Genomic DNA, 24809 nt, shown 5'->3' with positions numbered 1-24809 from the left:
ACCCGCTGACCGCGGGTGCCGGCCCGCCGACGCGCGGGTCCCTCGCCGCCCCACCCGCCGGAGCCCCGCCATGCCGCCCGTCCCGACCCACGCGGTCGCGCTGCCCTCCTTCCTCAGGCCCGTCCCGGCCCCGGCGGCGGCGCGGGGCGCCGTGCTGGAGCACGTCCCCTTCGGGATCCTCGCCGGGGGGATGCTGTTCAACGCCGCGCTCGCCTACGTGAACGGCAACGTCACCGGGCTCTCGCCCGGCATCGTCATCGGGGCCGAGATCGTGCTGATCGGCGCCGCCCTGCTCGTCGCCTTGGCGCATTACCGGCCGAGCATGACGCTCTCGGTCGCGCTGATCGCCTGGCTCTTCGTGTTCATGACGCTGCGGGCGGTGGCCGTCGATCCGGCCACGAGCGTGAAGTACTTCCGCGACATCCTGATCGCGCCGGTCTTCATGATGCTCGGCCTGTGCACGCGCACGCGCTACCTGAACCGCTACCTCCTCGCCATCCACAGCGTCGTGTTCGTCTTCGGGGTGATCGAGGCCTTCAACGTCGAAGCCTACTCGGCGCTGTTCCGGGTGAAGGACTACTTCATCGCGACCCGCGGGCTGACCGAGGAGAATTTCTGGAACACGGATTCCGACCTGTTCGTGAGCGCGACCCGGCCCGATGCGCGCTTCCTCAGCATCGCCGACCAGATCATGGACGCGCACCGGGTCTCGTCGGTCTTCCTCGAGCCGGTCTCGCTCGGCGCCTATTGCGTGATCATCGCGGCCTACATCTTCTCGCGCTGGGAGCGGTTGAGCCCATCCTGCCGCACCTACCTCCTGGCGACGAACTTCTTCCTGATGGTGGCCTGCGACGGGCGCCTCGCCCTGGTCTCGTTCTTCGCGATCCTGCTGGTGAGCGTGGTGTGGCGGTTCCTGCCGCGGGTGGTGCCTCTCCTCTACCTGCCGGGCGCGCTGGTCGCCTCCTTCCTGTTCGTCGGCGTGACCGGGATCGCGGGCGGCAGCGACGACTTCCCGGGTCGCGTCGCCTGGACGGTCGACCTCCTGCACGTCTACGACGTGCCCGAGTTCCTCGGCCTCTCGGACAAGCTGATCTACAAGGCGGTCGACAGCGGCGTCAGCTACATCATCACGACGCAGTCGCTCCTCGGCCTCGCCCTGTTCTGGCTCTACTGCACCTTCTCGACCGCCTACCGGAACCGGGCACAGATCCGCTACGCGCACGCGCTCTGCCTCTACGTGGCCTTCAACTCACTGGTGAGCTACGGCTTCCTCAGCATCAAGACCGCCTCCCTGCTGTGGATGCTCAAGGGCATGCTGGAGAGCGAGGGCGAGGCGGAGAGCGGCGGGATGCGCCCATGAGCGGCCCGACCCTGCCGCTCGGCCCCCGCCCCACCCTCGTCGTCGACCGCACCCATCTGAGCCGGCGCGCCTCGGGGATCGAGCGGATCACCCGCGAGCTGTTCAGCGAGGAGGCCCTGGCACCCTTGCCGGTGACCGGCTGGACCTCGCGGGGGAGCCGGCCCGCGATGATCTGGGAGCAGATGCTGCGGATGCCGGCCGCCGCCCTGGCCCATCCGCGCAGCCTGTGGCTGTTCTCCGGCTACCCGCCCTCGCCGGTCTTCGCGGCGCTGCCGGAGCGCAGCGTGCTCTACGTCAACGACCTGTTCCTGCTCACGCGGCGCCACGAGCTCAACCGGGCCGCGCGGCTCTACATGGTGCCGCCCTTCCGGCTTGCGCTGCGACGGCTCCGCAACTTCCTGGTCCTTTCGGAGACGACGGGCGCGACCCTGCGGCCCTGGATCCGGCCGGACGCGACCGTGCTGCTCTACCGCCCGCCGATCCGCAACGTCTTCTCCCTCTCGGACGCGCTCCCGGAGGAGGCCGGGGCGGGGGACCGGGAGGACCCGAACCGGCCGCTCGTGGTCGGCGCCATGGGCACGATCGAGCCGCGCAAGAACTACTCCGGCGCCGCCGCCCTCTGCGCGGCCCTCTCGCGCCGGCTCGGCCGCCCGGTCGAGCTGCGGATCATCGGCCGGCCGGGCTGGGGCGGCGAGGCCGAGACGCTGGCGCGCCTGCCCCATGTCAGGCCGCTCGGCTTCCTCGACGACGACGAGGCGCGCCGGGCAATCGGCGCCTTCGACCTGTTCCTGATGAGTTCGCACGACGAGGGGCTGGGGCTGCCGCTGCTCGAGATGCAGTTCGCCGGGCTCCTGGTGGTGGCGCCGGACAAGCCGGTCTTCCACGAGGTGCTCGGAGCCTCGGGGCTGCGGGTTCCGATCGGCGATCCGGAGGCGGCGGCGGCGGCCGTGGCCGCGGCCCTGGCCCGTCCGGACTGGCGGCGCGCGGCGCGCGAGGCGGCCCGGCACAACCTCGCGCGCTGGAACCGGCAGGCGGCGGGAGACCGGGAGGCCGTGGTGGACTTCCTCGGGCGCCGGCTCGCGGCGCTCGCGGGGGGCCGAGGCGGGGAGGCGGACGCCCGCGATCCCGCCCGCTGAGCCGGAATCGGCCGTGCGGGGGCCGCCGAGCACGCCGCGCGGATCCGGTTTCTCCCCCGCCTCGACTTGAGGTAGGGAGCCTCCGGTGCGGTTCTCAGCCCGGCCGGTGTGACCTTTGAGCAGTGACGAGCCCGAAGCGGGGGATCCGGCGAAGCGGGCACCCGAGGCCCCGGATCGGCGAGAGCCGCCGCCGGCGGATCACGGCCCGAGCCTGGAGCAGCGCCTGGCGCGGGCCACGGCGCGCGCCGCGCGCCAGGAGGAGCTGTTTCACGAGCTCATCGAGCGCTGCCCCTTCGGGATCTACATCGTCGACGCGGATTTCACGATCGCCTCGATGAACCACCGTTCGCAGGACGGCGCCTTCCGCAACGTGCGCCCGCTGATCGGCCGCCCCTTCGCCGAGGCCATGCGGATCCTCTGGCCGGAGGAGGTGGCGCAGGAGATCATCGGCCATTTCCGGGACACGCTCGACACCGGCGTTCCCTTCTACTCGCGCGCCTTCTACCGGCCCCGCCAGGACGTGCCGGGCACCGAAGGCTACGAGTGGGAGCTGCAGCGGACGCGGTTGCCCGACGGCCGGTTCGGCGTGATCTGCTACTACTACGATTCAACCGAGCTGCGCCGGGCCCAGCAGCAGATCGCGGACGACCAGAGGCGGCTTCGGCTGATGGTCGAGGAGCTCAACCACCGCGTCAAGAACACCCTGGCGATCGTTCAGTCGCTCGCCCTGCAGACCTTCCGGGAAGTGGAGGGGGCCGGCGCCGCCCGATCGGCGTTCGAGGGCCGCCTGCAAGCCCTGTCGCACGCTCACGACGTGCTGACGCGCGTGCATTGGAGGGCCGCCGACCTCGGCGAGATCGTCGCGACCGCGGCGACGGCGTGCGGCGTCGAGGGCCGCGTCTCGGCGAGCGGCCCGCCGGTGGCCCTGCAGCCGCGCACCGCCGTTACCATGGCGATGGCCCTGCACGAGCTGGTCACGAACGCCATCAAGTACGGCGCGCTCGCGCGCGACGGGGGCGAGATCCTGGTCGCCTGGAGCGTGACCGAGGATCCGCCCCGGCGGCTGCTCTGGCGCTGGGAGGAGCGCGGCGGTCCGCCGGTTCACCCGCCCGCGCGCCGGGGATTCGGCACGCGCATGCTGGAGAGGGCCCTCGCCGGTGAGCTCAACGGTCGGGTGCGGATGGACTTCCGCCCCGAGGGCCTCGTCTGCACCATCGACACGCCGCTCGGCGGCGAGCTGCTGCCCGCGGGCCCGGGCCCGGACGCTGCGCCGCTCTGAGCATCCGGTCGCCGGCTGCCCGGACTCCGCCGTCTCCGCCCCGGTCGGGCAGGCCCGAACGGGTCCGGAAGCGGAGCCGTGACCGCGGACAGGCGCTGCCGGACCGATCACGGGGACTCCGTCCGACGCCCATCCCGCGCCCGTCGGAGCAGGACGCCGGGAGCCGGGATCGTGCGCGAGCGCGGCGCCTGAGCGACGCCGACATCCGCATGGCCGAAATCGGAGATGGCGAAGCCATCAACCGGATGGCGTATGAACCGATCGGGCGGACGTCGGATCAGTGCAGGCCGGGGGGCTCGTCCGCCGAGCCGTGCGGGGAGACGAGGGTCTTCTGCGCCGGGTTGGCCTTGAGCAGGGCGGCCCGCGCGCCCTCCAGAACCTGTCCGGCGATCACGTAGCTGGTCTGCAGCACGAGGACCGGCAGGCAGGCCAGGCCGAGCGCGGTCGGGAGCGGCTCGCCCCAGGCCACGAGGCCGATCGCGGCCCCGAGGAACAGCAGCACGCTCGCCAGGAGCATCGGCAACCACGGGCAGAACCGCGCCATGACGGCCCCGATCGCCGCGACACCTGCCAGAGATACCACCATAATCATCGCGAAAACCACGCGGCGAAGCGGCCCGCAGCGCGCCGGTCTCGCCCTGTACGGGTATTATTCAGGCCTAGCACGCGGCCGTCCCTCCGGCAACGGCTTTCAGAATGGCTGAATTGTGGCCATCATCCAGTTCAGAACACAGCTCTACCACAGTCAAGGGCGTTGTGCGGAAGCGCTGAAATCCAGCCTATGCTTCCATTCACGCTGCGTGGGCAGGACCGAACCGGTGATGCAGTGTTGCATCAGCGGCCGTCGATCTCGCGCGAGAGGGCCGAGATGCGGTCGCAGGCGGCTTGGCCGAGCCGGTGCGCGGCCGCCGCGGCCCGCTCGTCCCCGGCTGCCCGGGCGCGCGCGGCCCGGGCCTCCGCCCAGGCGAGGCGGCGCATCTCGCGGTCGAGGCGGGGCAGGTCGCGGACCGCGAAGGTCCGCAGCGCCGCCTCGGCGGCGTAGACCTCCGCCGGGACCGGGATCCCGAAGCGGCGCGCCGCCTCCTCGTGCAGCGCCACCCAGCGCGCGGTGAGGGCCGCGAGGGCGGCCCCGTCCCCCGCCTCCCGCGCCCGCCCGATCGCCCCGGCGAGCCGGCGCAGCCGCCACGAGGCGGCGAGGAGCCGGGCGAGACCAAGGGGCGACAGGCCGGGCCGCACGGCCTGCCAGAAGTGCTGGGGAAGGGAGACGGGCATCGCGGGGTCGAGTTCGGCCGGGCGCGGAGGGGGCGCGCCGCGGGCGGCGGCGCCGCCCGGTGGGCAGCTTACGTCACGGGGCGTACTTCTCCAAGACGTCCATCTGCGGCCGGTCGGTGACCTGCGCGGTGCCCAGGCCGGTCGGCTCGATCGAGAACATGTAGTCGCCCCACCAGGGCCCCGCCGCCCAGTAGGTGGCCCCCTGCCAGACGGCGTGCCGGTCCATGTAGGCCAGCATGCTGTCGAGCGCCTGCAGGCTGGTTGGGTCCGACGCCACGCCGAACTCGCCGAGGAAGAGGCGGCTGTTGGTCTGCGTCGCCCACTGGGTGATCGCCGTCAGGCGCTCGACGCCGACCGTCGGCGAGGCGACGCCCGCCTGCGTGCCGGAACTGTCGGCGTCGAGGTACTGGTGCACCTCGAAGGCGTAGTTGCCGGCCGGATCGACGATGCCGGTCCCGATCACCGTGTCGTTGTCGCTGCTCACCCAGCTATGGGCCCCGTCCCAGTAGCTGCCCGGGACCAGGATCTCCTGGCTCGTCGCCCCGGCCGCGCGGATCGCCGCGATGGCCGCGTTGGCCGAGCCGAGCCACTGCGTCGCGCTCTGGGCGTAGGGCTCGTTCATCAGGCCGAAGATCAGGTTCGGGTTGGCGCTGAAATGCCCGGCCAGCTTGCCCCAGAAATCCGCGAAGGCGCTGTCGGGCGTCTCCGGACTGCCGATCAGGTGGCCGTAGCCCGCGCCGTAATCGTGCGGGTCCAGGATCACCTTCATGCCCTTGGCGGTGGCGGCGGACACCACCGCGTCGATCTGGGCGAGTTCGGCGGCGCTCAGGGGACCGCCCTGGACCGGCTGCAGGCGCTCCCACAGGAAGGGCAGGCGGATGACGTTCAGGTTCTTGGACGCGTAGTAGTCGATCTCCTGCGCGGTCGGGTAGGTGTAGTCGGTGCCGAGCCGGCCGGGCAGCGCGCCGGCGGCGAAATCGGCCCCGGCGAGGTTCACCCCGAGCAGGGAGAGGCCGGGGCCCGTCCCGCCGGGCGGGGGGGCCGGCGTGAGGACCGGCATCGACGCCGCGGGCGGCACGCCGGTAGCGAAGGTCAGGGTTCCGGCCGAGTAGAGGGCCGCGGCGTCGCCGAGCATCGGGCCGGCCGCGTTGCTCGCCGCCTCGCCCTCGTAGGTGCGCCCGCCCAGGATCAGGTGATCGACGTAGAGGTTGCGGTCCGCGTCCGCCGTGCCGCCCCAGGCATCGTTGAGGAACCGCACCTCGACCCTGCGCGGGTCGTCGCCGAAATCGCCCGTGAGCGTGATGTCCTGCCACTCGCCGGCCGCGCGGCGGGCCGTGACGGCCTGGGGCCCGCCGACCTGCACGCCGTCCACCAGCACCGCGACCAGCGCGTCGCCCCGATAGGCGTCCTCCGCCACCCGGATCGTCAGGCTGCGCAGGGGCGGGGGCGCGCTGGTGTCGAAGACGAGGCCCCCCTCCGCCATCAGCGCCGCGGCGCCGTCGACCGTCGCGCCGGCGCCGTTGCTCGCCGCCGCGCCCCGATAGGTCCGGCCGTCCAGGACTAGGTGGTCGACGTAGAGGTTGCGGTCGGCGCCGGCGGTACCGCCCCAGGCATCGTTGAGGAACCGCACCTCGACCCTGCGCGGATCCGGCGCGAAGGCGCCCGTGAAGGTGATGTCCTGCCACTCGCCGGCCCCGTGGCGGGCCGTGACGGCCTGGGGCCCGCCGACCTGCACGCCGTCCACCAGCACCGCGACCAGCGCGTCGCCCTGATAGGCGTCCTCCGCCACCCGGATCGTCAGGCTGCGCACCGGCGCCGCGGGCGGCACGCCGGTATCGAAGGTCAGGGTTCCGGCCGAGTAGAGGGCCGCGGCGTCGCCGAGCATCGGGCCGGCCGCGTTGCTCGCCGCCTCGCCCTCGTAGGTGCGCCCGCCCAGGATCAGGTGATCGACGTAGAGGTTGCGGTCCGCGTCCGCCGTGCCGCCCCAGGCATCGTTGAGGAACCGCACCTCGACCCTGCGCGGGTCGTCGCCGAAATCGCCCGTGAGCGTGATGTCCTGCCACTCGCCGGCCGCGCGGCGGGCCGTGACGGCCTGGGGCCCGCCGACCTGCACGCCGTCCACCAGCACCGCGACCAGCGCGTCGCCCCGATAGGCGTCCTCCGCCACCCGGAGCACCAGGGAATTGCCGTAGCCGACTGACATCGAAGAGCCCGTGATCTGTATCTCAGGCCCTAATCTGGGTATCCTGTGTTAAATTTATCCTTAACGGACCCAGATCCGCGACGACATAGCGGCACAGAAAGGATGCAGTGTATCAATTTAGTCGACAGCTGCCGTGAGGATCGCTGGTGACAGGCGGGCTCCGGTGCGGGGTCCGACGAGGGCGCGCGGCGCGGATTATTGGGACCGAGTGGGCGCGCCGGCAAAGCGCGCGACCGAGTACGGAGGTGCCGCACCGTTCGCGGCCGGCCTCCGTCCGGGCCCCGCCGGCGCCCAAGCGCCGCCCCGCCGGCGCCCGAGGAGATCCGGCCGTGCGCGGATCCGAGCTAGAGCGAGGGCTGGGCGTCGTCCCGTATGTAGATCAGCGATGCCTCCAACCTGTCGGCGAGATGCTTGGCAAGGACGAGTGCTTCCTCGAACGACGCCACATGGGTCGTGACCAGCACGCTTCTATTCTTCTTTTTCACTTTCCCAGACACAATATAGTTATGATTATCATGCTCGATGCCGGATTTTTCGATCACGAGGTAATCCTCGCTCTCGCTCACATCTACACCAAATGGCAATTCCTCGAGCACCGCCATCCTGGGAGGCCTAGCCGTCATCATGATCACAACTCTTTTATCACATGCGACCGGTGAATGCCATGATGTCAGCAATCTGACCCGGGCATTCGGCAGCGGGACGCCGCGATTCCCGCGCGGCGGGAACTCAGTCGATTGGGTCTCCCGATGAGCTCTACGCGAGAGAAAATCCGGATGTCGGCATAGACCTGCCCGTACGGGGGCGATCGATTGCAATGTGACGGCGCCCGAGAACGTTCTCGGATCCGGGACAAGTCCGGCCGGACCGGGCGACGGCGGCGGGAGCGGCTCGGCGGCCGATCGTTTTCGTCCCATTGCCTGTCCGGGACGATCATGGGTGAATGCGGCCCGTGCGCGGCGCGTCGCAAGTCAAGCCGATCCGTCAAGATCAACGATAAGCGGAGCCGCTCCTCGGCCGGAGGCGCCGATCAGGTGTCGGGGGGCAGGGAGGACACGCGGGCATGACGTCCGACTGGAACGACGAGCCGCCGATCGCTCAGGTGTTCGACGGGGCCGGGACGGCGGTCTACACCACCGACGCCGAGGGCTGGCTGACCTACTACAACCCGGCCGCCGCGGCGCTCTGGGGCTACCGTCCGGAGATCGGCCGCGCGCTGGTGCGGCGCGTGGCGCCTCCTGGCGCCCGACGGGTCGGACCTGCCCCTCGCGCTCTGCCCGATGGCGGTGGCCCTGCGGGAGGGGCGCCCCGTCCGCGACGCCGGGGCGGTGCTGGAGCGCCCGGACGGCACGCGGATCCCGTTCATGCCCTGCGCGACCCCGATTCGCACCCGCTCCGGGGCGATCGTCGCCGGCGCGTCCATCCTGGTGGCGACGCGGCCGCCGCTCCGGCTGGACCTGTCCGAGGCGGCCACGGTGTCGGTCCGCCCGGCGCGCCGCGCCCCCGGGACGGACCTGGACGGCCTCACCGGCGCGCTGCAGGCCGTCTGGCGGCGCTGGCGGACGTCGAGGTCACGCACGAGATCGAGTGCGAGCACCTGGAGGCCCGGATCGGGCCGGGCGCGGAGCGGGAGCGGATCCTGGCGCAGCTGCGCGCCAAGCGGGAGCGGGGGCGGAGCGCGCTGCGGCGGCGGCTCGGGGACCTGCAGGCCCGCGCGGCCGGCCTGACCGCGCCTGCCGGCGCGCAGGGCGCCGCCGTGCCGGGGCGCGCCCTGCTGCATTGAGGACCAGGCTCAGACGGGCCGGAGCGGGACCGCGGCGCGGCCGGGCGGGGCCTTGACCACGAAGAGGGCCACGGAGCGGTCGATCCAGTCCGCCCGCTCCGGGACGGGGGCCGGGCGCGGCGCCGCCTGATCCGCCATGAAGCGGCAGATCTCGGGCACGATCTCGGCCCGGAAGCGCGAGCCGTTGAAGATGCCGTAATGCCCTGCCCCGGCCTGCAGGTGGTAGGCCTTCCTGTCGCCCGGGAGGTTGGGGGTGAGGTCGAGGGCGGCGCGGGTCTGGCCGACGCCCGTGATGTCGTCCTTCTCGCCCTCGATCGCCATCAGGGCGCAGCGGCGGATCGCCCCGAGATCGACCGGCGCGCCGCGGTGGCGCATGGTGCCGTTCGGCAGGCTGTGGGTGATGAAGACCTGCTCCACGGTCTCCAGGTAGAATTCGGCGGTCAGGTCCATCACGGCGAGGTACTCGTCGTAGAAGGCCCGGTGCTTGGACGCCGAATCGCCGTCGCCCTCGACCAAGTGGTTGAACATGTCCCAGTGGGCGGTCAGGTGCCGGTCGAGGTTCATCCCCATGAAGCCGGAGAGCTGCAGGAAGCCCGGATAGACCGCGCGCCCGTGGCCGGGATAGCCCGGCGGCACGAGGTGGATGCAGTGCTGCCGGAACCACCCGATGCCGCGCTCCTGGGCCAGGAGGTCGACCGCCGTGGGGGAGCGCCGCGTGTCGATCGGCCCGCCCACCAGGATCGCCGCGCGCGGCACGGCCGGGTGGTCCTCGGCCTCCATCCGGGCGATGGCGGCCAGGACGGGCACCGAGGGCTGGCAGACGGCCATCACGTGCAGGTCCGGCCCGAGCGCCGCGAACATCGCCGCGCAGGCGTCGATGTACTCGTCGAGGCCGAAGCGCCCGGCCGCGCGCGGCACCTGCCGGGCGTCGGCCCAGTCGGTGATGAAGACCTGATGGGTGTCGAGGAAGGCTGCCACCGTGCCGCGCAGCAGCGTGGCGTAGTGGCCCGACATCGGGGCGACGAGGAGGAGCTTCGGCTTGTCGGACGGCTCCCCGAAGGCGATGACCCGGCAGAAGGGCTGCTCCCACACGATCCGCTCCGCGGCCGGCAGGCCGAAGGCGGGTTTGGGATAGGAGCGGGTGGCGCGCTCGAAGATCTCGCAGGAGGCGGCGATCGAGCGGCCCGCGACCGTATAGGTGAAAGGGTTGAGCGGGTTCTCGCAAGCAAGCTTCGTGAGGTCGGCGGCGATCCGGGCGGGCGTGAGCATCAGTTCACACGACTCACGCATGAGGTACATCATCCGCAGACACCTTTCCGACGCTGAGGCTTCCCGGCCCGTGATGACAGGTAGGCCCCCAACGCGGGCGAGAGGTGTTTGGTTTCGGCCGGCCTGTTCTGCGGTTTGCGTGCGCTCAAGCCTGGGTGGGGCGGGGCCCTGCGGCCGCCCGCGCGGTCACTCCGCCCGGGGCGCGCCGTCGCCCGCTCCGGCGATCCGCCGCAGGATGAAGTCGATCCGCTCCTGCGCGGGCAGGACCGGCACGCGCACGACGTCGAAGGCGAGGTCCGCGTAGGCGCGCCAGAGGAGGTCCGCGAGCCTGTCCCGCTCGTGGCGGCTCTCGACGCGGGCGTAGTCCGTGACGTAGTCGCTCAGCGGTTCGAGGTAGAAGACCGTCCGGTAGCGCGCGGCGGCGATGCGGGACATGTAATCGGCCTCGGGCAGGCCGTGCAGCCTGAAATACGCGAGGCTGTCGGGGACCCCGCGGTCGAAGAAGATCAGCTCCTCCGGCGGCAGGCTCCGCTCGACGGCGAGCGCGCGCATCAGCACGGAGACCTGGAACTCCTCGGGCCTCGCGCGCACCTCGTGGACGCTGCGCCCGGCTCGCAGCGCCTCGTCCAGGTGCGCGCGCGCCACCTCGGTCCTCACCCGGAAGCCGCGCGCTGCCAGGAGGTCGATCGTCGTCGACTTGCCGCAGCAGGGCGGGCCCGTGATCACGTGCCAGCGGTTTCGACTGTCGGACACGCGCGCGCCTCTCCCGATCCCCCTCACCTTACGGAGCCGGCCGCGGCCCGTCGATGGCTCGGCCGTGCGGAGGGTGTCGCACGGGGCGGCCGCCGGGTCCGCCCCGTGCGCAGCGAAGCGGCAGGGCCGGCGCGGTGAGGGGCCCGAGCCGGCCGGCTCGACCGCGGGAAGACCAGCAGGTCGCGCACGAGATCGCCGCCCGCCCCCTTCTCGATCTGCGCGATCAGGATCATCCTGTCCTCGGTCACCGCCGTGTCCGGTCGGAGTTCAGCCCGCAACCGAACCCTCGCCGAAGACCGGCGATGGCCACCGCAGCGGCGGCCGCCTCTGGCGCCACGCTCGGGAGCACGATCCGCGACGAGACATCATTTCTGAGGAAGCATGACCTGATCTCCCCGCAGGGACTCCCGCTGATTTCAAGAGTCCAGATCTCGATCAGCGGTGCTTCCGCGATCTCGGCAAGGGACGGGCAGGAGGAGCTTGCGATGTGTGCTCTGATACGCTCATCGCTCTTCGCATGTGCAACAGGGGCTACGCTGCTCACCGGGTTGACAGTTTCCGAAGCCCAGTTCGCGACGCCGGAAGCTGCCGTTCAAGCCGTCTATGCCCAGTACGAGGGCTCACGCAAAAGCCCGAAACTGCTTTCACTTCAGTTGGACAAGTCAACGGCCAACCATTTTTTTGAGAAAGAGATCGCGGCGGCATGGCTTCGAGACCTCGCAAAGGCCGCGAACGGCGACAACACAATCGATGTTGATCCATTCACGGAATCGCAGGATCCCACCATCGCAAACCTGGTGATCAGCCCGGCCACGATGACGGGTGACTATGCCGTTACGCAAGCAAGATTCCGGAACGCGCGCAAAGCGGTGCGCATCACTTATCGCCTGAAGCGCGCTCCCGACGGCTGGCGCATCTACGACGTGAGATCCGACCGAGGTCAGGGACTCCGCCGCGCACTGGGACTGAGAGATCGAACCGGATAGTCTCTGCAGGAATATTTATCGCTTTCCCTTGTGAGCGGCGCATTTCTGTATCGATTTTTGTTGCCGGTTCGTCGCAGTAAAACGAGATCGGACTCACCGCTTGCAGCCCGGAGGAATGACCGATGCGTGCCGTCAAACTCCTTTCCGTTCTCTGGCTCGTCGCTGCCTCGCCGGCGGGCGCGACCTGCACGCTGCGCTCCGAGGGAAAATGCCTCAGCGAATCGGGACAAGGACGGTGTCTCATCGAAGTCGGCGGGAAACGCTACCTGGACGGCAGATGCAACATCGAGTCTGATGCGGACGGCAATTTTTCCGTGGGAACCGGCGATCGTCGTTCTTCAAAATTCTTCGCGTACGTCAATAAAAACGAAGACGGTACCGCCGAAGGCAGTTGGAATGGAGCGCGGGGAGGAAGTCACGCCCATGACAGCCTCGGAACCTTGAAGCCACAAGGAAGCGCATGTTGGGCCAACGCGACCGCGAAGGTTTGCGCGTGGAGGTGAACCGGACGATCACGTCCGGACAGCGTGATGACAAGCCCGCGCGGCGCCTGAGCGAAGCCCAAATCCGCATTGCCGAAATGGAAGATGGCGACGCAATCCGTCGAATGTCGTAAGAGATGTCCGCGACACGCTTGCAACCGGACATCTCCACAGGCGCCGCGAGGGCCCGGAAGGGTGTTCGGGAGCGCTGGTCAGGCGCGCGCGGTCCGGAGGTCCGGACGGGCGGGTCCCGGATTCGGGACCCGCTCGCTCGATGCGGAGCCCGGATCAGGCCTGCCGCAGGGCCTCCAGGCACGCCTCGACCGCCTCGCGCAGCGAGACGACGTAGTAATCCGCCCCGACCTGCCGGCGCAGCGCAGCGTCGGTCAGGATCGCGTCCTCGGCGGGCCAGAGGCCGACCAGGATCGGCTGGCCCGGCACCTTCTCCCGCAGCCGCTGCAGCAGGTAGCGCAGATGGGCCGGGTTCCCGCTGATGTCGAGGTAGGAGATGCACACCATCGCCACCCCGCTCACGTCGAGGTTGCGCACCTTCTCGCGGCTGACCGCCTCGTGCGGGACGACGCGGGCGCCGAGCCCGTGCTTGCCGAGCAGCTGGGCGAGCATGGACGAGGCCGCCTCGTCGAGCGGGCCGCGGCCCGCGATGCAGAGGACGGGGGCCTCGCCGCGCCACCTCTGCGGCCGCGCCTCGGGCGGCGGCGCGCGGCCCGGCACGGCCTCGTTCTTCGGGTGCTCCTTCTCGGCCAGCGAGGCCTCGGCGCCCGGCTGCCCGGCCGGCGCCTCCGGCGCCTCCTGCGGCACCTCGTCCGGGCGCTTGGCGAATTCCATCACCAGCGCCTGCGTCAGCTGCCGGATCGCGTCGAGCTGAGCGGGCCCGAGAACCCCGCGCTGGTAGTCGTTGGCGGCGAGCTGCAGCGCCTTGAGGGCCACCTCGTCGTAGTAGGAGGACAGCGAGCGCTCCTTCAGCAGCAGTTCCGCCTGCTCCTGCGCCTCGTCGGGATCGCCCGCGAGCATGCGCTGGTAGAAATTCTCGACCGGCGTCAGCGGCGGCCGGTCGCCGAGCAGCACGTCGAGGAATTCGAGCCGCTCCACGTGGCGGCCGAGCACCACGAGGCAGACCGTGAAGGGCGTGGCCAGGATCAGGCCGATCGGCCCCCAGAGGAAGCCCCAGAACAGGGTCGAGACGATCACCGAGAAGGGCGACAGGCCCGTCGAGTGGCCGTAGAGCAGCGGCTCGACAACCTGCCCGAACACCGGCTCGGCCACCAGGAAGAGGGCGGCGGTCCAGAGCGCCATCGACCAGCCGGGATCGACGGCGGCCGCGAGCGCCACCGGGAACACGCCCGAGATGAGCGCGCCGATATAGGGCACGAAGCGCATCAGGGCCGAGAACACGCCCCACAGGATCGGGCTCGGCACCCCGATGAACCAGAGGCCGACGCCCACGATGACCCCGAAGGCGGCGTTCATGCCGAGCTGGGCCAGGAAGAAGGTGCCGAGCCGGCCCGCCGCGTCGTCCATGGCCATGGTCGTGCGGTGCAGGTCGCTCGCCCCGAACAGGCGGATCAGGCGGTCGCGCAGGTCCTCGCGCTGCATCAGGATGAAGATCACGACCACCAGGACGATGCCGACCATGGTGAGCGGCGAGACGACCGGGCCCAGGACCTTCTCGGCCAGGACCAGGGGTGAGGTGTCCGGCTCCTGCACCTTCACCAGCACGGCCCGGGGCGCCTGCGCGCCCGCCGCGGCGCCGGCGGCGTCGGGCGCGGCCGCCTGGCTGGAGACCTCGCTGACCTGCCGGTTGAAGCGGCGGATGAGGTCGTTGGCGCGGCCGAGCACGCCCTCCTGCAGGGTCGAGACCTTGCGCTGGACCGTGCTCTGGTAGGCGGGGATGTTCTTGGCGAGGTCGGCGACCTGCAGGCCGATGACGCCGCCGATGGCCAGGATGACCCCGAGGGCGAGGAGCACCGCCGCGATCACCGAGGGCACGCGCCCGAGGCGCAGGCGGCGCAGCAGATTCACCACCGGCGCGAGCACGAAGCTCAGCAGGATGGCGAGGACCAGGGGGATGAAGACCTCGCGCGCGAGGTAGAGCGCGGCGACCACGACCACGGCGACGGCCAGGGTCGCGAGCCCGGACGGGCCGGGCGTGGAGGGCGGGGGGACGCGGGCCGGCGGGAGGGAGGGCGGCGTGACGGCAGCGGGCATGCGGGACTCCGGGCGGCGGGCGCGGCCGGCGGGGTGGCCGCCGGGTGTCCGCTAACGCGCCGCGCGCCGCATCCGTCGCGTCGCGCCCGCGCGGCCCGTCAGCCGCCGGCCTGCTCCTCGTCCTCGGTCAGGCGCGCGAGCTGCCGGGCAAGGCTCTCCACCTGATCGCGGGTCGCGCGCAGCTCCACGACGCTGCCGTCGGCGGTCTCGATCACGAGCCGGTACCCGGAGCCGCTCTCGGCGGCCAGCACGCGGACCAGCGTTTTCACCTCGGCTTGGGTCACCTGGGCACTCCTGCAAGATTGGCGGCGCGATCACGACCCGCGCCGGCGCGGCGAGCACGCCAACGCGGTTAGCCATCGTCTCGGACCTCCGGGGGCGGATGTCGAGGCGAAGATGGCGTCCCCGCCCGGCCATGTCCCGCCCGGCCATGTCCCCGCGCGTCCATGTCCCCGCGCGTCCGGGGCGCCCGCCGCGCGCGAGCCCCGGCCGGCCCGGCGCCAGGATCAGGCGCCGCCGGAGGAGGTCGCGTACGCGCGGGCGATGCGGGACAATTCGGGCGTGCGCAGGTAGCCGTAGGACTTGTGGTGGTTCCGCCCGCCGTCGGGACGGCTGTAGGTGTTCACGACCCGCCGGTCGACCACCCGCAGCCCCGCGTCGCTCGGCGCGAACGCCTCGTCCAGCGTGCCCATGATGGCGACGACGTCGTGGCCGTCGGCCAGGTTGGTCCAGCGCGCCACGTTGGCGGGCACGCGCGCGGCGCCGTGCTCGGCCTCGATCTTGAGCTTCACCTTGGCCAGGCCCAGGGGCGAGCCGACCGTGACGAGGTGCTCGACCCGCAGGGAGGGATCCTCGCGCTCCAACAGGCGGAGCACGTCGTAGGCGATGACCGACCCCATCGAGTGGGCGACCAGCAGGATGCGCCGGTGCCGGCAGGCCCGGAGCCGCGCGGCCAGTCGCGCGCGCACGTCGCGGGCGAAGTCCCGCTCGGCATGGTAGTACCAGAGGTCGTCGAACCGGTATTCCAGGATGGCATCGTCCACCAGGGTGACGCCGGTCGTCTCCTCCAGGCGGTCGATCCCCGCATAGAGGGGCGCCAGCACCACCTTTTCGGTGAGCGCGGGCGCCTCGTCCTCCCCCGGCAGCGGCCCGGCCCCGCCGTGGCGGCGGTAGGGTTCCCGGTTGGACTCCTCCCGCAGCGGCGCATCGTAGCGAAGGTCGGCCCAGTAGACGAACTCGAACGCGAAGTGCGGGTCGCTCAGTCCCTCGTTGCGGATCAGTCCCTCGGCGATGGCCGCCCGCCACCACCGCGTCTTCTCGTCGACCGGCGGCTTGTTCGCCAGGCCGTGAATGCCGATGATGACACTCGTGCTCCCCATGTCTGCGGAACGTCCTCCCGATCAGCGCAGTCATGCCGCGGGGCTCGACTGCGCGCGCAATCGCCACAACGCGTGATCCCGGGTTCCGGTACGCGGCCGGTGTTGATCAAAACTGTCGCTCCGGGCCGAGCCGGGAGCGCGGGCAGGAGGTCGCGGCCGGGCGGTGGCCCCGGGAGCGGGGGCCGCGCCCCGGCTTGGCGCGGCGCAATCGCCGCAGACCAAGCCCCGGAACGACGCATTCCGGCCGACGTTGGCCGCCCGGTTCGAGACGAGCGGGACGAGGCGGCGGCCCCCGGCGGGCGCCGGCCTCGGCGGGATCGACGCGGATCCGCCGCATCGCGCGGGCCTTGAGGATGCGAGCTTGGGAAGAGCACCTGCGCGGGCCGGAGCGCGCCGCGGGCGGCCTCGCGAGCGGGAGAGGTATGATGGGGCACGAGACGGACCAGGACCGCGAGGAGATCGTCCGGGAGTTCAGGAAGGCCGTGAACATGACGGCGTCCACCCTGGAGAAGCACCTCGCGGGCGAGGCGAGCCGGTCGGTCGGCCAGAGGAGGGACGGCGCCTCCGAGGCGACCGGGCACCGGGAGGGTCGACGCATCGTCGAGATCCTGCGCACCAAGAAGTCCGATCTGTCCGACGACGACTATCAGCACATGCGCAAAGTCGTCGGCTACGTGCACCGGCACTTGGCGCAGGGCGGCCCCAAGGACGCGGCCGCCGTGAAGGATTCGCCCTGGCGCCTCTCGCTGATGAACTGGGGCCACGATCCGACGAGGACCGCCTGAGTCCTTGATTACTGGAATGTCCGGCTTCCGGCGGCCCGGCCCGCGGTCGCCCGGCGCGCGAACCGCGCGGCGGGCAACCGCGGGCGGCAAGGGGCCGCGGGCGGCAGGGGAGCCGGGGCTGAGGGAGGAGCGAGCATGAGACACAAGCGGGTGCGCGACCAAGTCATCGTGATCACGGGTGCGTCGAGCGGCATCGGCCTCGCCACGGCGCGCATGGCCGCGCGGCGGGGCGCCCGGGTGGTGCTCGCCGCGAGGAGCGGGGACGTGCTGGAGGAGCTCGCGGCCGAACTCGGCGGAGCGGGCGGGCGGGCCCTCGCGGTCGCCTGCGACGTCGGGCGCCAGGAGGACGTGGAGGCCCTCGCCGACAGGGCGGTCGCGACGTTCGGCGGCTTCGACACCTGGGTCAACGTCGCCGGCCTGACCACCTACGGCGCGTTGCGGGACATTCCCCTGGAGGATCACGAGCGCCTGGTCCGGACGAATTTCTGGGGCACCGTGCACGGGTCGATGGCGGCGGTGGCGCACCTGCGCCGGGGCGGCGGCGCGCTGATCAACGTCGCCAGCATCGCCTCCGACCTCGCCTTCCCGTTCCAGGGCCTCTACGCGGCCTCCAAGCACGCGGTGAAGGGCTTCACCGACACGCTGCGCATGGAGCTGATCGCGGAGGGCGCGCCGGTGTCGGTCACGCTGATCAAGCCCGCCTCCATCGACACGCCGCTGCCGCAACGGGCGCGCAACACCATGGACAGGGAGCCGATGCTGCCGCCCCCGGTCTACAGGCCCGAGGAGGTGGCCCACGCGATCCTGCACGCGGCCGTCCATGCGCCGCGCGACATCTTCGTCGGCGGCGCCGGCAAGCTCTTCGTGATGGGCAAGGAATTCGCGCCGGGGCTCTACGACCAACTCGCGCCCGCCATCATCGCGCTCCAGAAGCGGGGGTCGCCGCCGCGCCACCCGGAGGGCGCCCTGTTCCGCCCGCGGGAGGCCGGCCGGGTCCGCGGCGACCAGCCCGGATACGTGCAGCGGACCAGCGCGTACACGAGGGCCAGCCTGCACCCGCTCGCCACGGCCGCGGCCGGCCTGGGCCTCGCGGTGGCCTCCGCCGCCTGGGCGATGGGGAGCAGGCGCCGCTGAGCCCATCGGCCTCGCCGCCGGATCGGTCGCCGGGTCGGCGCTCGGGGCCGGGGTGCCGCGACCCTGGGCGCCGCGACCCTGGGCGCCGCGACCCTGGGCCCTCCCGGGCGGCCGTTGACGGGAACCGCCCGCGCCCCGACAAGCGCCCGGGACAGCGGCTTTCACCCATGAGTTGATGACACAGGCAGGTTCAGCGTCCGCGTGGTCCCCGGTCGGGGGCGGCCCTCTCGGGGACCTCGTCCGGCGGCACGACTGGGCCGCCACGCCGCTCGGCGCCATGGCCGAGTGGCCCATGCCGGTGCGCACCGTCGTCCAGACGCTTGTACCGCCCGCAGTTTGTGAGACACCGATTTCCAGCCTACGCGGCCAGAGCCGCGGGTGAAAGCTGTGCGGCACGAATGGCTGCCGGTGGGCGGAACCCGTGCCGCTCGATCAGCCACGTCTCGTTGTAGATCTCGCGGAACGCCAGCAGGGCGCGGCGGAGGTCTTCGACCGTGTCGAAACTGTCCACCCACAGCAGGTTCTCCTTGAGCGTGCGGATGAAACGCTCGGCGCAGCCGTTGCCCTCCGGCGCCCGCACGAAGGCGGGCGAACTCGCGATGCCCAGGAACGCCAGTTCCGCCTGGAAGGCGTCGGACATGTACTGGCTGCCATGGTCGTGCCGGACACTCAGGCCGGAAGCACTCTTGGCCGCGAAGCTGCCGAAGCGCTGCCGCACACCCTGGCGGATCGGCTCCAGCGCCTCGAAGCGCGTGGCCCGCCGCGCCGCATGAACGCCCACGCACTCGGCCGAGCAGTGGTCGACGGCCACGAACACCGCGACTTGGCCCTCGCCGGTCCAGGTGGTGGTCAGGTCGGTGCCCCACATCGTGTCCACTGCCTCCGGGATGATGGTGCCGTCGTGCGTGCGTGGGCCGCGCGGCGCGCCGACGCGCGAGGGGGCGAGCAGATCATGGTCGCGCATCAGGCGCAGCACGCGGCGCTTGGAGGTGCGCACGCCCTTGTGGCGCAGGCGCGCCCAGACCTTGCGGTGACCCTCGCCGTGAAAGGGGCTGCCGGTGAGGGTGGCGCGGATCTCGTCGAGCAGCGCCGCATCCGGCATCGGCCCAACCGGGCCGGGACGCCGCGCCGGCTCCGGCCGCGCGGGTGAGAGATGCCGGTGGACGGTGGCGCGCGACAGGCCCCAGATCCGGCAGACGCGGGCCAGCCCGTAAGCTTTGCCACTGACGGGGAGAGGACCTGGCTCATGGCCGCGACCTCCTGCGGGCCAAAGGGCCGGGGCCGCGCGCCTCCAGAGCCGTGATCTTGGCCTCCAGCAACTCGCGCTCCAGCAACATCTCGCCGAGCCTGGCCTTCAGCCGCCCGCTCTCCAGCGCTTCCGCATCGGTGGGCCGGGTGGACAGGCTCGCCTCACCCGCTGCCAGGAAGGCGTCGCGCCAGCCCGACAGGGTCGCGGCGGTCACGCCCAGGCTGCGCGAGATAGTCTCCAGGTCCTCACCGCGCAGCAGTCGCAGTACGGCATCCCGCTTGCGCTGCCGGGACATCCTCCCGCCCCGGCCGGGACCGACCGCATCGGCACCCGCCCTCGTGTATGTGGTCATCGTCCTCACCCCTGTCGCGGAGACCGTCCGCTAACGGGGTGTCTCAAGCAACCGTGGGGCGGAGGACGCTGCTGCTCTCGCCGGTCCCGATGGTGGCGATCTGGGGTCCCGAGGGCATCCTCGTCTACAACCAGGGCTACGCTGAGGTCTGCGGACCGCGCCACCCGCAGGCGCTGGGTGGCCGGCTGCTGGAGGTCTGGCCGGAGGCCCGCGCCTTCAACGCCCGCGTGATCGAGAGCGGGCGCGCCGGCCGCGCCCTCAGCTTCCGGGCCCGGGAATTCGAATTGCGGCGGAGCGGCCGGCCCGAGACGGTCTGGATGGACCTGGACTACACCCCGCTCCTCGGCGAGGACGGCGCGCCCCTCGGCGTGCTCGCCACCGTGCTGGACATCACCGCGCGCGTGCTCGGCGAGCGCCGGGTGGCCGGGAGCGAGAGCCGCTTCCGCTTCCTCGACCGCCTCGCCCAGGCGACCGCGGAGGCCCGCGACGCCGACGCGGTGCTGACCGTCACCACGCGGCTCGTCGGCGAGCATCTGGGCCTGTCCAACTGCGCCTACGCGGACATGGACCCGGACGGCGACGGCTTCACCATCCGCGGCAACTGGCACGCCCCGGGCTCGCCCTCCATCCTGGGGCATTACCGCCTCGCGGATTTCGGCGCGCTCGCGGTCCGGGAACTCAATGCGGGCCGGCCGCTCATCATCAACGACACCCTCGCCGAGATCGCGCCGCGCGAGGCGAAGACCTTCCAGGACATCGGCATCGCCGCGACCATCTGCATGCCGCTGGTCAAGCGCGGGCGGCTCACCGCGCTGATGGCCATCCACCACGCCGCCCCGCACCGCTGGTCGCAGGCCGAGCTCGCGCTCATCCGCGAGGTGACCGAGCGCTGCTGGGCCCATATCGAGCGCGTCGGCGCCGAGGCCAACCTGCGCATGAGCGAGGGGCGCCTGCGCGCCCTGGTCGACGCGACCGCGGACGCCGTCTACCGGATGAGTCCGGACTGGGAGGAGATGCGCCGGCTCGACGGCGGCGGCTTCCTCGCCGACATGGCGGAGCCGAGCCCGCGCTGGCGCGACCTGTACCTGGAGCCGGAGGATCGGCCCGAGGTCGAGGCGGCGATCGCGGATGCGATCCGGCGCCGCGGCCTGTTCGCGCTGGAGCACCGGGTGCGGCGCGCCGACGGCGGCATCGGCTGGACGCTGTCGCGCGCGGTGCCGCTCCTCGACGGGGCGGGCGAGGTGATCGAGTGGTTCGGGACCGCGAGCGACGTCACCTTCCGCCACGAGGCGGAGGCGCGCCTGCGCGAGAGCGAGGCGCGCTTCCGCACCATGGCGGACGACGCGCCGGTGATGACCTGGATCACCGAGGCCTCCGGCACCTGCATCTACCTGAACCGCCGCTGGTTCGAGTTCACCGGGCAGACGCCGGAGGAGGGGCTCGGCCTCGGCTGGCTCGACGCGGTCCATCCGGACGACCGCGGCCGGTCCGAGCAGGCCTTCCTGGCCGCCAACGCGCGGCGGGAGCCGATCCGGGTCGAGTACCGGCTGCGGCGCCATGACGGCAGCTACCGCTGGGCGCTCGACTCGGCCTCGCCGCGCCTCGACCCGGACGGGACCTTTCTCGGCTATTTCGGCTCGGTCGTCGACATCGACGAGCGCCGGGAGGCCGAGGCGCGGCTGCGGACGCTGACGGACGTCGTGCCGGCCTTCGTCTGGTTCGCCGCCCCGGACGGGCGGCTGCACTTCATGAACAGCCGCTGGTGCGAGTATACGGGCCAGACTCCCGAGGAGGTGCTGCCCGACGGCTGGATCGCGGCCGTCCACCCGGACGATCAGGCGCAGACCGCCGCGATCTGGGCCGAGGCGCGGGCCGGCGGCGTCTCCTACGAGGTCGAGCTGCGCTACCGCCGGCACGACGGGGCCTACCGCTGGTACGTGGCCCGGGCCGAGCCCCTGCGGGACGCGAGCGGGCGCGTGACGACGTGGTTCGGCACCTCGACCGACATCCACGACCGCAAGCTCGCGGAGGCCAGCCTGCGCGAGCTGAACGAGACCCTGGAGAGCCGCGTCGCCGAGCGCACGGCGGAGCTGCTCAAGGCCGAGGAGGCGCTGCGCCAGTCGCAGAAGATGGAGGCGGTCGGGCAGCTCACCGGGGGCGTGGCGCACGACTTCAACAACCTGCTCACCATCATCCGCTCCTCGGTTGATTTCCTGCGCCGGCCGGACCTGCCCGAGGCGCGCAAGGCCCGCTACCTCGACGCGGTCTCCGACACGGTCGACCGCGCCGCCAAGCTGACGAGCCAGCTCCTCGCCTTCGCGCGCCGGCAGACGCTGGACCCGCAGGTCTTCTCCCTCGGCGAGCGGCTGCGGGCGGTGGCGGACCTGCTCGAGACGGTCACCGGCGCGCGCATCCGCGTCGTGACCGAGATCCCCGAGACGCCCTGCTTCGTGCGGGCGGACCTCAGCCAATTCGAGACCGCGCTCGTGAACATGGCCGTCAACGCCCGCGACGCGATGGAGGGCGAGGGCACGCTCACCCTGCGGCTGACCTGCGCGGGCAGGCTCCCGCCGATCCGCGGCCATGCCGGGAGCACCCAGCCCTTCGCGGCCGTCTCGCTCTCCGACACCGGGACGGGCATCGCCCCGGAGGTGCAGGAGCGCATCTTCGAGCCGTTCTTCACCACGAAGGAGGTCGGCAAGGGGACGGGGCTCGGCCTCTCCCAGGTCTTCGGCTTCGCCAAGCAGTCGGGCGGCGACGTCGACGTGGCGAGCGTGCTCGGCCGGGGCACGACCTTCACGCTCTACCTGCCCGAGGTCGCCGCGCAGGCCCCCGGCGCGCGGGACGCGGGTGCCGCCGCGGCGGCCTCGCCGGTCGGCACGGGCCAGCGCGTGCTCGTGGTGGAGGACAACGTCGAGGTCGGCAGCTTCGCGACCCAGATCCTGGAGGATCTCGGCTACGAGACGACCTGGGCGGTGAATGCCGAGGAGGCGCTCGACAGGCTCGGGCCGGACGGGTCGGGCTTCGACGTGGTGTTCTCGGACGTGGTGATGCCGGGCATGGGCGGCCTCGCCCTCGCCCAGCAGTTGCGGCAGCGGCTGCCGCACCTCCCGGTGCTGCTGGCCTCCGGCTACAGCCACGTGCTCGCCCAGGACGGCCAGCACGGGTTCAAGCTGCTGCACAAGCCCTACTCGGCCGAGCAGCTCGGGCGCCTCCTGCGCCAAGTCACGGCGCGCCCGCCGCACGAGGGGCCGGTGCCGCCGCCGTGAGCCCCGGGCCCCGGGGCCCGTCCCGGCTCATGCCAAACCGGACGTGATCGTGCGGACAGCGGATGAGACGGGATCCGCTTCGATCGACCGGATCCCGGATCACTCGATCACCGTGTCGGCGCCGCTGAGCAGCGCCGTCGGAACGGTCACGCCGAGGCGGTGGGCCGCCCTCAGATTGACGAACAGCTCGACCTTGGTGACCAGCTGGACGGGGAGGTCGGCGGGCCGCTCGCCCCGGAGGATCCGCCCGACATAGAAGCCCGCCTGACGGTGCGACTGCATGAAGTCGCCGCCGTAGCTCATGAGGCCGCCCGCCAGCGCGAAGTCCCGCGACTGGGTGATGGCCGGCAGGCCGTGGCGCAACGCCAGGTCGGCGAGGGGCTGGCTGCGGTTCGCGAAGTAGGGATCCGAGGTGAAGACCACGCCGCTCGCCTTCCGGGCGGACAGGGTCGCGAACAGGTCGGGAAAATCCCGCTCGCGATCGGCGTCGTAGACCTGCAGCTGCACGCCGAAGCGCTGCGCCGCGTCGTGCAGGGAGGCCAGCTGGGAGCGGACGGTGGGGCTGGTCGGGTTGACGATCACCGGGAAGGAACCGGCCTGCGGCAGGCATTCGTGCATGAATTCCAGTCGCTTGCGGGACAATTCGACGCTCAGGCTGGAGACGCCCGTGATGTTCCCGCGCGGCTGCGCGAGGTCGTCCACGACGCCGAGCGCCACGGGATCGCCTCCCATCTCGAAGACGATCGGGACGGTCGCGGTCGCCTCCTTGGCCGCGAGCGCGATCGGTGCGCCGCCCGGTGCCGCCAGGACGGCGATCCGGCGCTGGACCAGGTCCCGCGCGAGGGCGGAGAGCCGATCGTACTGGCCCTCGGCCCAGCGGAACTCGATCGCGAGGTTTCGGCCCTCGCCGTAGCCCGCCCGGGCGAGGCCCTCGCGGAACGCCGCGAGGCGGCTGGCATAGGGGCCGGGCGATTCGGGCCCGAGATAGCCGACCACCGGCATCGGAGAGGACTGGGCGCGGGCCGGGCGCGGCAGGAACGCCGCGGCCCCGAGGCCGCCGAGCAGCGCGCGCCGCGGCAGGCAAGCGGCGCCGTCGGGGGATCGCGGCGGGCCGGAGGATGGTCCGGAGCGCGGACCCTGATTGCAAGGCCGTGACGTCGCCATCCCGGAACGCCCGAGGAAGCTCGATGCTGGATCGGCACCTTATCAGATCTTGCGCCGGCTTCGAGCCGGTGATCGCTCACCGTCGGACGGAGCGCGGAGGATCCGCGGCCAAGCGCTCCGGCGCCTGCCAAGGCATGAGCTGCCAAGTCATCACCTGCCAAGTCATCACCTGCCAAGTCATCACCTGGCAGGTCATCACCTGGCAGGTCGTGAGCCTGCCACGTCGTGATCTGGCAGGTGATGAGCCTGCCAGGTCATGAGGACGGCGTCCCCGCCATAGGCGGCGAGATCCGCGCCCGCCTCGGCCGCGCGAAAACCCCGGCGCGTCCAGAAGGGCAGGCTCGCATTCACCGCGACGAGCGCGGCGCGGCCGCTGTGGCGCCGGGCGCGGGCGAGGAAGCGGGCGACCCCCTCCCGCGCCGCGCCGCTCCCCCGCGCGGCGGGAAGCAGGGCGAGGTCGTGCAGGAAGGCCCGGCTGCCCCGCGCCGGGGGCGCCAGCACCCGGTTCAGCGGCGGGATCGACTCGTCCCAGGGATGGCCGGCGAGGTAGCCCCGCACCTGCGCCCCGGCGGCGAGGACGAAGGAGAAGTCCGCCCCGAAGGCGAGGCGGGAGCGCACCGCCTCCAGGCTCTCGTGGAGCGGGGGCGGATAGACCTCGTTCCCGATCCGGTGCACGGCCGGGAGGTCGTCGGCCCGCATCGGGCGCCACCGCATCGCGTCTCCGGCCG

The 24809-nt window shown here is 71.9% G+C and carries 20 protein-coding genes and 1 pseudogene; 9 read left to right on the top strand and 12 right to left on the bottom strand.

What is annotated here, in order from left to right; genetic code table 11:
- Positions 1 to 70: 70 nt before the first annotated feature.
- The 3 genes from QA634_RS05310 to QA634_RS05300 all read left to right on the top strand — a co-directional run bounded on the left by QA634_RS05310 (position 71) and on the right by QA634_RS05300 (position 3775).
- Positions 71 to 1360: a hypothetical protein gene (locus tag QA634_RS05310; RefSeq protein WP_012331018.1), complete on the top strand. Its 1290-nt coding sequence runs from the start codon at positions 71 to 73 to the stop codon at positions 1358 to 1360.
- Positions 1357 to 2496, top strand: coding sequence for a glycosyltransferase (locus tag QA634_RS05305; protein WP_012331017.1), 1140 nt, complete (start codon positions 1357 to 1359; stop codon positions 2494 to 2496). Before QA634_RS05310 ends, QA634_RS05305 begins: the two co-directional genes overlap by 4 nt.
- A gap of 115 nt (positions 2497 to 2611) precedes the next feature.
- On the top strand, positions 2612 to 3775 hold the full coding sequence (locus QA634_RS05300) for a sensor histidine kinase (protein ID WP_012331016.1): 1164 nt from the start codon (positions 2612 to 2614) through the stop codon (positions 3773 to 3775).
- 277 nt (positions 3776 to 4052) lie between these two features.
- Here the strand turns inward: QA634_RS05300 and QA634_RS05295 are convergent, their stop codons facing one another.
- The 4 genes from QA634_RS05295 to QA634_RS05280 all read right to left on the bottom strand — a co-directional run bounded on the left by QA634_RS05295 (position 4053) and on the right by QA634_RS05280 (position 7852).
- Positions 4053 to 4319, bottom strand: a complete 267-nt coding sequence (locus QA634_RS05295; protein WP_018262416.1) for a hypothetical protein — start codon at positions 4317 to 4319, stop codon at positions 4053 to 4055.
- A gap of 290 nt (positions 4320 to 4609) precedes the next feature.
- Entirely contained in the window at positions 4610 to 5047 is a 438-nt protein-coding gene (locus QA634_RS05290) for a hypothetical protein (protein WP_012331014.1), read from the bottom strand.
- Positions 5048 to 5120: 73 nt separating this feature from the next.
- Positions 5121 to 7250: a carbohydrate-binding domain-containing protein gene (locus tag QA634_RS05285; protein WP_012331013.1), complete on the bottom strand. Its 2130-nt coding sequence runs from the start codon at positions 7248 to 7250 to the stop codon at positions 5121 to 5123.
- A 344-nt stretch (positions 7251 to 7594) separates the two neighbouring features.
- Positions 7595 to 7852, bottom strand: a complete 258-nt coding sequence (locus tag QA634_RS05280; RefSeq protein ID WP_236728786.1) for a hypothetical protein — start codon at positions 7850 to 7852, stop codon at positions 7595 to 7597.
- Between the two features lie 461 nt (positions 7853 to 8313).
- Between QA634_RS05280 and QA634_RS05275 the strand changes: the two genes are divergently transcribed.
- Positions 8314 to 9033 carry a PAS domain-containing protein gene (locus QA634_RS05275; RefSeq protein WP_265576538.1) on the top strand — a complete coding sequence of 240 codons (720 nt, stop codon included), beginning with the start codon at positions 8314 to 8316 and terminating at the stop codon, positions 9031 to 9033.
- 9 nt (positions 9034 to 9042) lie between these two features.
- Here the strand turns inward: QA634_RS05275 and QA634_RS05270 are convergent, their stop codons facing one another.
- Both QA634_RS05270 and QA634_RS05265 read right to left on the bottom strand, forming a co-directional pair.
- A complete protein-coding gene (locus QA634_RS05270) occupies positions 9043 to 10335 on the bottom strand; it encodes a polyhydroxyalkanoate depolymerase (protein WP_012331011.1) in 1293 nt (430 codons plus the stop codon).
- Between the two features lie 153 nt (positions 10336 to 10488).
- Positions 10489 to 11055: an AAA family ATPase gene (locus QA634_RS05265; protein WP_012331010.1), complete on the bottom strand. Its 567-nt coding sequence runs from the start codon at positions 11053 to 11055 to the stop codon at positions 10489 to 10491.
- A 302-nt stretch (positions 11056 to 11357) separates the two neighbouring features.
- Between QA634_RS05265 and QA634_RS05260 the strand changes: the two genes are divergently transcribed.
- Entirely contained in the window at positions 11358 to 12041 is a 684-nt protein-coding gene (locus QA634_RS05260; protein ID WP_265576537.1) for a DUF3828 domain-containing protein, read from the top strand.
- Between the two features lie 122 nt (positions 12042 to 12163).
- Complete coding sequence (locus QA634_RS05255) at positions 12164 to 12544, top strand: hypothetical protein (protein ID WP_168169120.1); 381 nt, start codon at positions 12164 to 12166, stop codon at positions 12542 to 12544.
- Positions 12545 to 12811: 267 nt separating this feature from the next.
- On the opposite strand, the gene QA634_RS05250 is transcribed toward QA634_RS05255, so the two are convergent.
- The 3 genes from QA634_RS05250 to QA634_RS05240 form a co-directional block, all read right to left on the bottom strand.
- The gene (locus tag QA634_RS05250; RefSeq protein ID WP_012331008.1) at positions 12812 to 14749 is read right to left on the bottom strand and encodes an AI-2E family transporter; all 1938 of its coding nucleotides are present in this window, start codon (positions 14747 to 14749) and stop codon (positions 12812 to 12814) included.
- Positions 14750 to 14847: 98 nt separating this feature from the next.
- Positions 14848 to 15033, bottom strand: a complete 186-nt coding sequence (locus tag QA634_RS05245) for a hypothetical protein (protein ID WP_012331007.1) — start codon at positions 15031 to 15033, stop codon at positions 14848 to 14850.
- 222 nt (positions 15034 to 15255) lie between these two features.
- Entirely contained in the window at positions 15256 to 16128 is an 873-nt protein-coding gene (locus QA634_RS05240) for a hypothetical protein (protein WP_012331006.1), read from the bottom strand.
- Positions 16129 to 16553: 425 nt separating this feature from the next.
- Between QA634_RS05240 and QA634_RS05235 the strand changes: the two genes are divergently transcribed.
- Both QA634_RS05235 and QA634_RS05230 read left to right on the top strand, forming a co-directional pair.
- Entirely contained in the window at positions 16554 to 16913 is a 360-nt protein-coding gene (locus QA634_RS05235) for a DUF3140 domain-containing protein (protein ID WP_012331005.1), read from the top strand.
- Positions 16914 to 17048: 135 nt separating this feature from the next.
- Positions 17049 to 18047, top strand: a complete 999-nt coding sequence (locus QA634_RS05230; protein ID WP_012331004.1) for an SDR family oxidoreductase — start codon at positions 17049 to 17051, stop codon at positions 18045 to 18047.
- Positions 18048 to 18405: 358 nt separating this feature from the next.
- Here QA634_RS05230 and QA634_RS05225 read toward each other — a convergent pair.
- Positions 18406 to 19648, bottom strand: a pseudogene (locus QA634_RS05225) (IS3-like element ISMtsp5 family transposase).
- A gap of 89 nt (positions 19649 to 19737) precedes the next feature.
- Between QA634_RS05225 and QA634_RS05220 the strand changes: the two are divergent.
- On the top strand, positions 19738 to 22917 hold the full coding sequence (locus QA634_RS05220) for a PAS domain S-box protein (RefSeq protein ID WP_012331001.1): 3180 nt from the start codon (positions 19738 to 19740) through the stop codon (positions 22915 to 22917).
- Positions 22918 to 23016: 99 nt separating this feature from the next.
- Here QA634_RS05220 and QA634_RS05215 read toward each other — a convergent pair whose 3' ends face one another.
- Together QA634_RS05215 and QA634_RS05210 are read right to left on the bottom strand one after the other, a co-directional pair.
- Complete coding sequence (locus QA634_RS05215; protein ID WP_018262426.1) at positions 23017 to 23913, bottom strand: ABC transporter substrate-binding protein; 897 nt, start codon at positions 23911 to 23913, stop codon at positions 23017 to 23019.
- Between the two features lie 363 nt (positions 23914 to 24276).
- The gene (locus QA634_RS05210) at positions 24277 to 24795 is read right to left on the bottom strand and encodes a GNAT family N-acetyltransferase (RefSeq protein WP_012330999.1); all 519 of its coding nucleotides are present in this window, start codon (positions 24793 to 24795) and stop codon (positions 24277 to 24279) included.
- Positions 24796 to 24809 lie beyond the last annotated feature (14 nt).

Source organism: Methylobacterium sp. CB376 (assembly GCF_029714205.1).
Lineage (GTDB): Bacteria > Pseudomonadota > Alphaproteobacteria > Rhizobiales > Beijerinckiaceae > Methylobacterium.
The sequence above is the reverse complement of the archived record's forward strand: the minus strand, read 5'-3'. Positions and strand labels throughout refer to the sequence as shown.

What these genes read in the sequence shown, in the direction of transcription:
- QA634_RS05310 (WP_012331018.1), top strand. Translation starts at nt 71, where the DNA reads ATGCCGCCCGTCCCGACCCACGCGGTCGCGCTGCCCTCCTTCCTCAGG.
- QA634_RS05305 (WP_012331017.1), top strand. Translation starts at nt 1,357, where the DNA reads ATGAGCGGCCCGACCCTGCCGCTCGGCCCCCGCCCCACCCTCGTCGTC.
- QA634_RS05295 (WP_018262416.1), bottom strand. Translation starts at nt 4,319, where the DNA reads ATGGCGCGGTTCTGCCCGTGGTTGCCGATGCTCCTGGCGAGCGTGCTG.
- QA634_RS05290 (WP_012331014.1), bottom strand. Translation starts at nt 5,047, where the DNA reads ATGCCCGTCTCCCTTCCCCAGCACTTCTGGCAGGCCGTGCGGCCCGGC.
- QA634_RS05285 (WP_012331013.1), bottom strand. Translation starts at nt 7,250, where the DNA reads ATGTCAGTCGGCTACGGCAATTCCCTGGTGCTCCGGGTGGCGGAGGAC.
- QA634_RS05280 (WP_236728786.1), bottom strand. Translation starts at nt 7,852, where the DNA reads ATGGCGGTGCTCGAGGAATTGCCATTTGGTGTAGATGTGAGCGAGAGC.
- QA634_RS05275 (WP_265576538.1), top strand. Translation starts at nt 8,314, where the DNA reads ATGACGTCCGACTGGAACGACGAGCCGCCGATCGCTCAGGTGTTCGAC.
- QA634_RS05270 (WP_012331011.1), bottom strand. Translation starts at nt 10,335, where the DNA reads ATGATGTACCTCATGCGTGAGTCGTGTGAACTGATGCTCACGCCCGCC.
- QA634_RS05260 (WP_265576537.1), top strand. Translation starts at nt 11,358, where the DNA reads ATGGCCACCGCAGCGGCGGCCGCCTCTGGCGCCACGCTCGGGAGCACG.
- QA634_RS05255 (WP_168169120.1), top strand. Translation starts at nt 12,164, where the DNA reads ATGCGTGCCGTCAAACTCCTTTCCGTTCTCTGGCTCGTCGCTGCCTCG.
- QA634_RS05250 (WP_012331008.1), bottom strand. Translation starts at nt 14,749, where the DNA reads ATGCCCGCTGCCGTCACGCCGCCCTCCCTCCCGCCGGCCCGCGTCCCC.
- QA634_RS05240 (WP_012331006.1), bottom strand. Translation starts at nt 16,128, where the DNA reads ATGGGGAGCACGAGTGTCATCATCGGCATTCACGGCCTGGCGAACAAG.
- QA634_RS05235 (WP_012331005.1), top strand. Translation starts at nt 16,554, where the DNA reads ATGGGGCACGAGACGGACCAGGACCGCGAGGAGATCGTCCGGGAGTTC.
- QA634_RS05230 (WP_012331004.1), top strand. Translation starts at nt 17,049, where the DNA reads ATGAGACACAAGCGGGTGCGCGACCAAGTCATCGTGATCACGGGTGCG.
- QA634_RS05220 (WP_012331001.1), top strand. Translation starts at nt 19,738, where the DNA reads ATGGTGGCGATCTGGGGTCCCGAGGGCATCCTCGTCTACAACCAGGGC.
- QA634_RS05210 (WP_012330999.1), bottom strand. Translation starts at nt 24,795, where the DNA reads ATGCGGTGGCGCCCGATGCGGGCCGACGACCTCCCGGCCGTGCACCGG.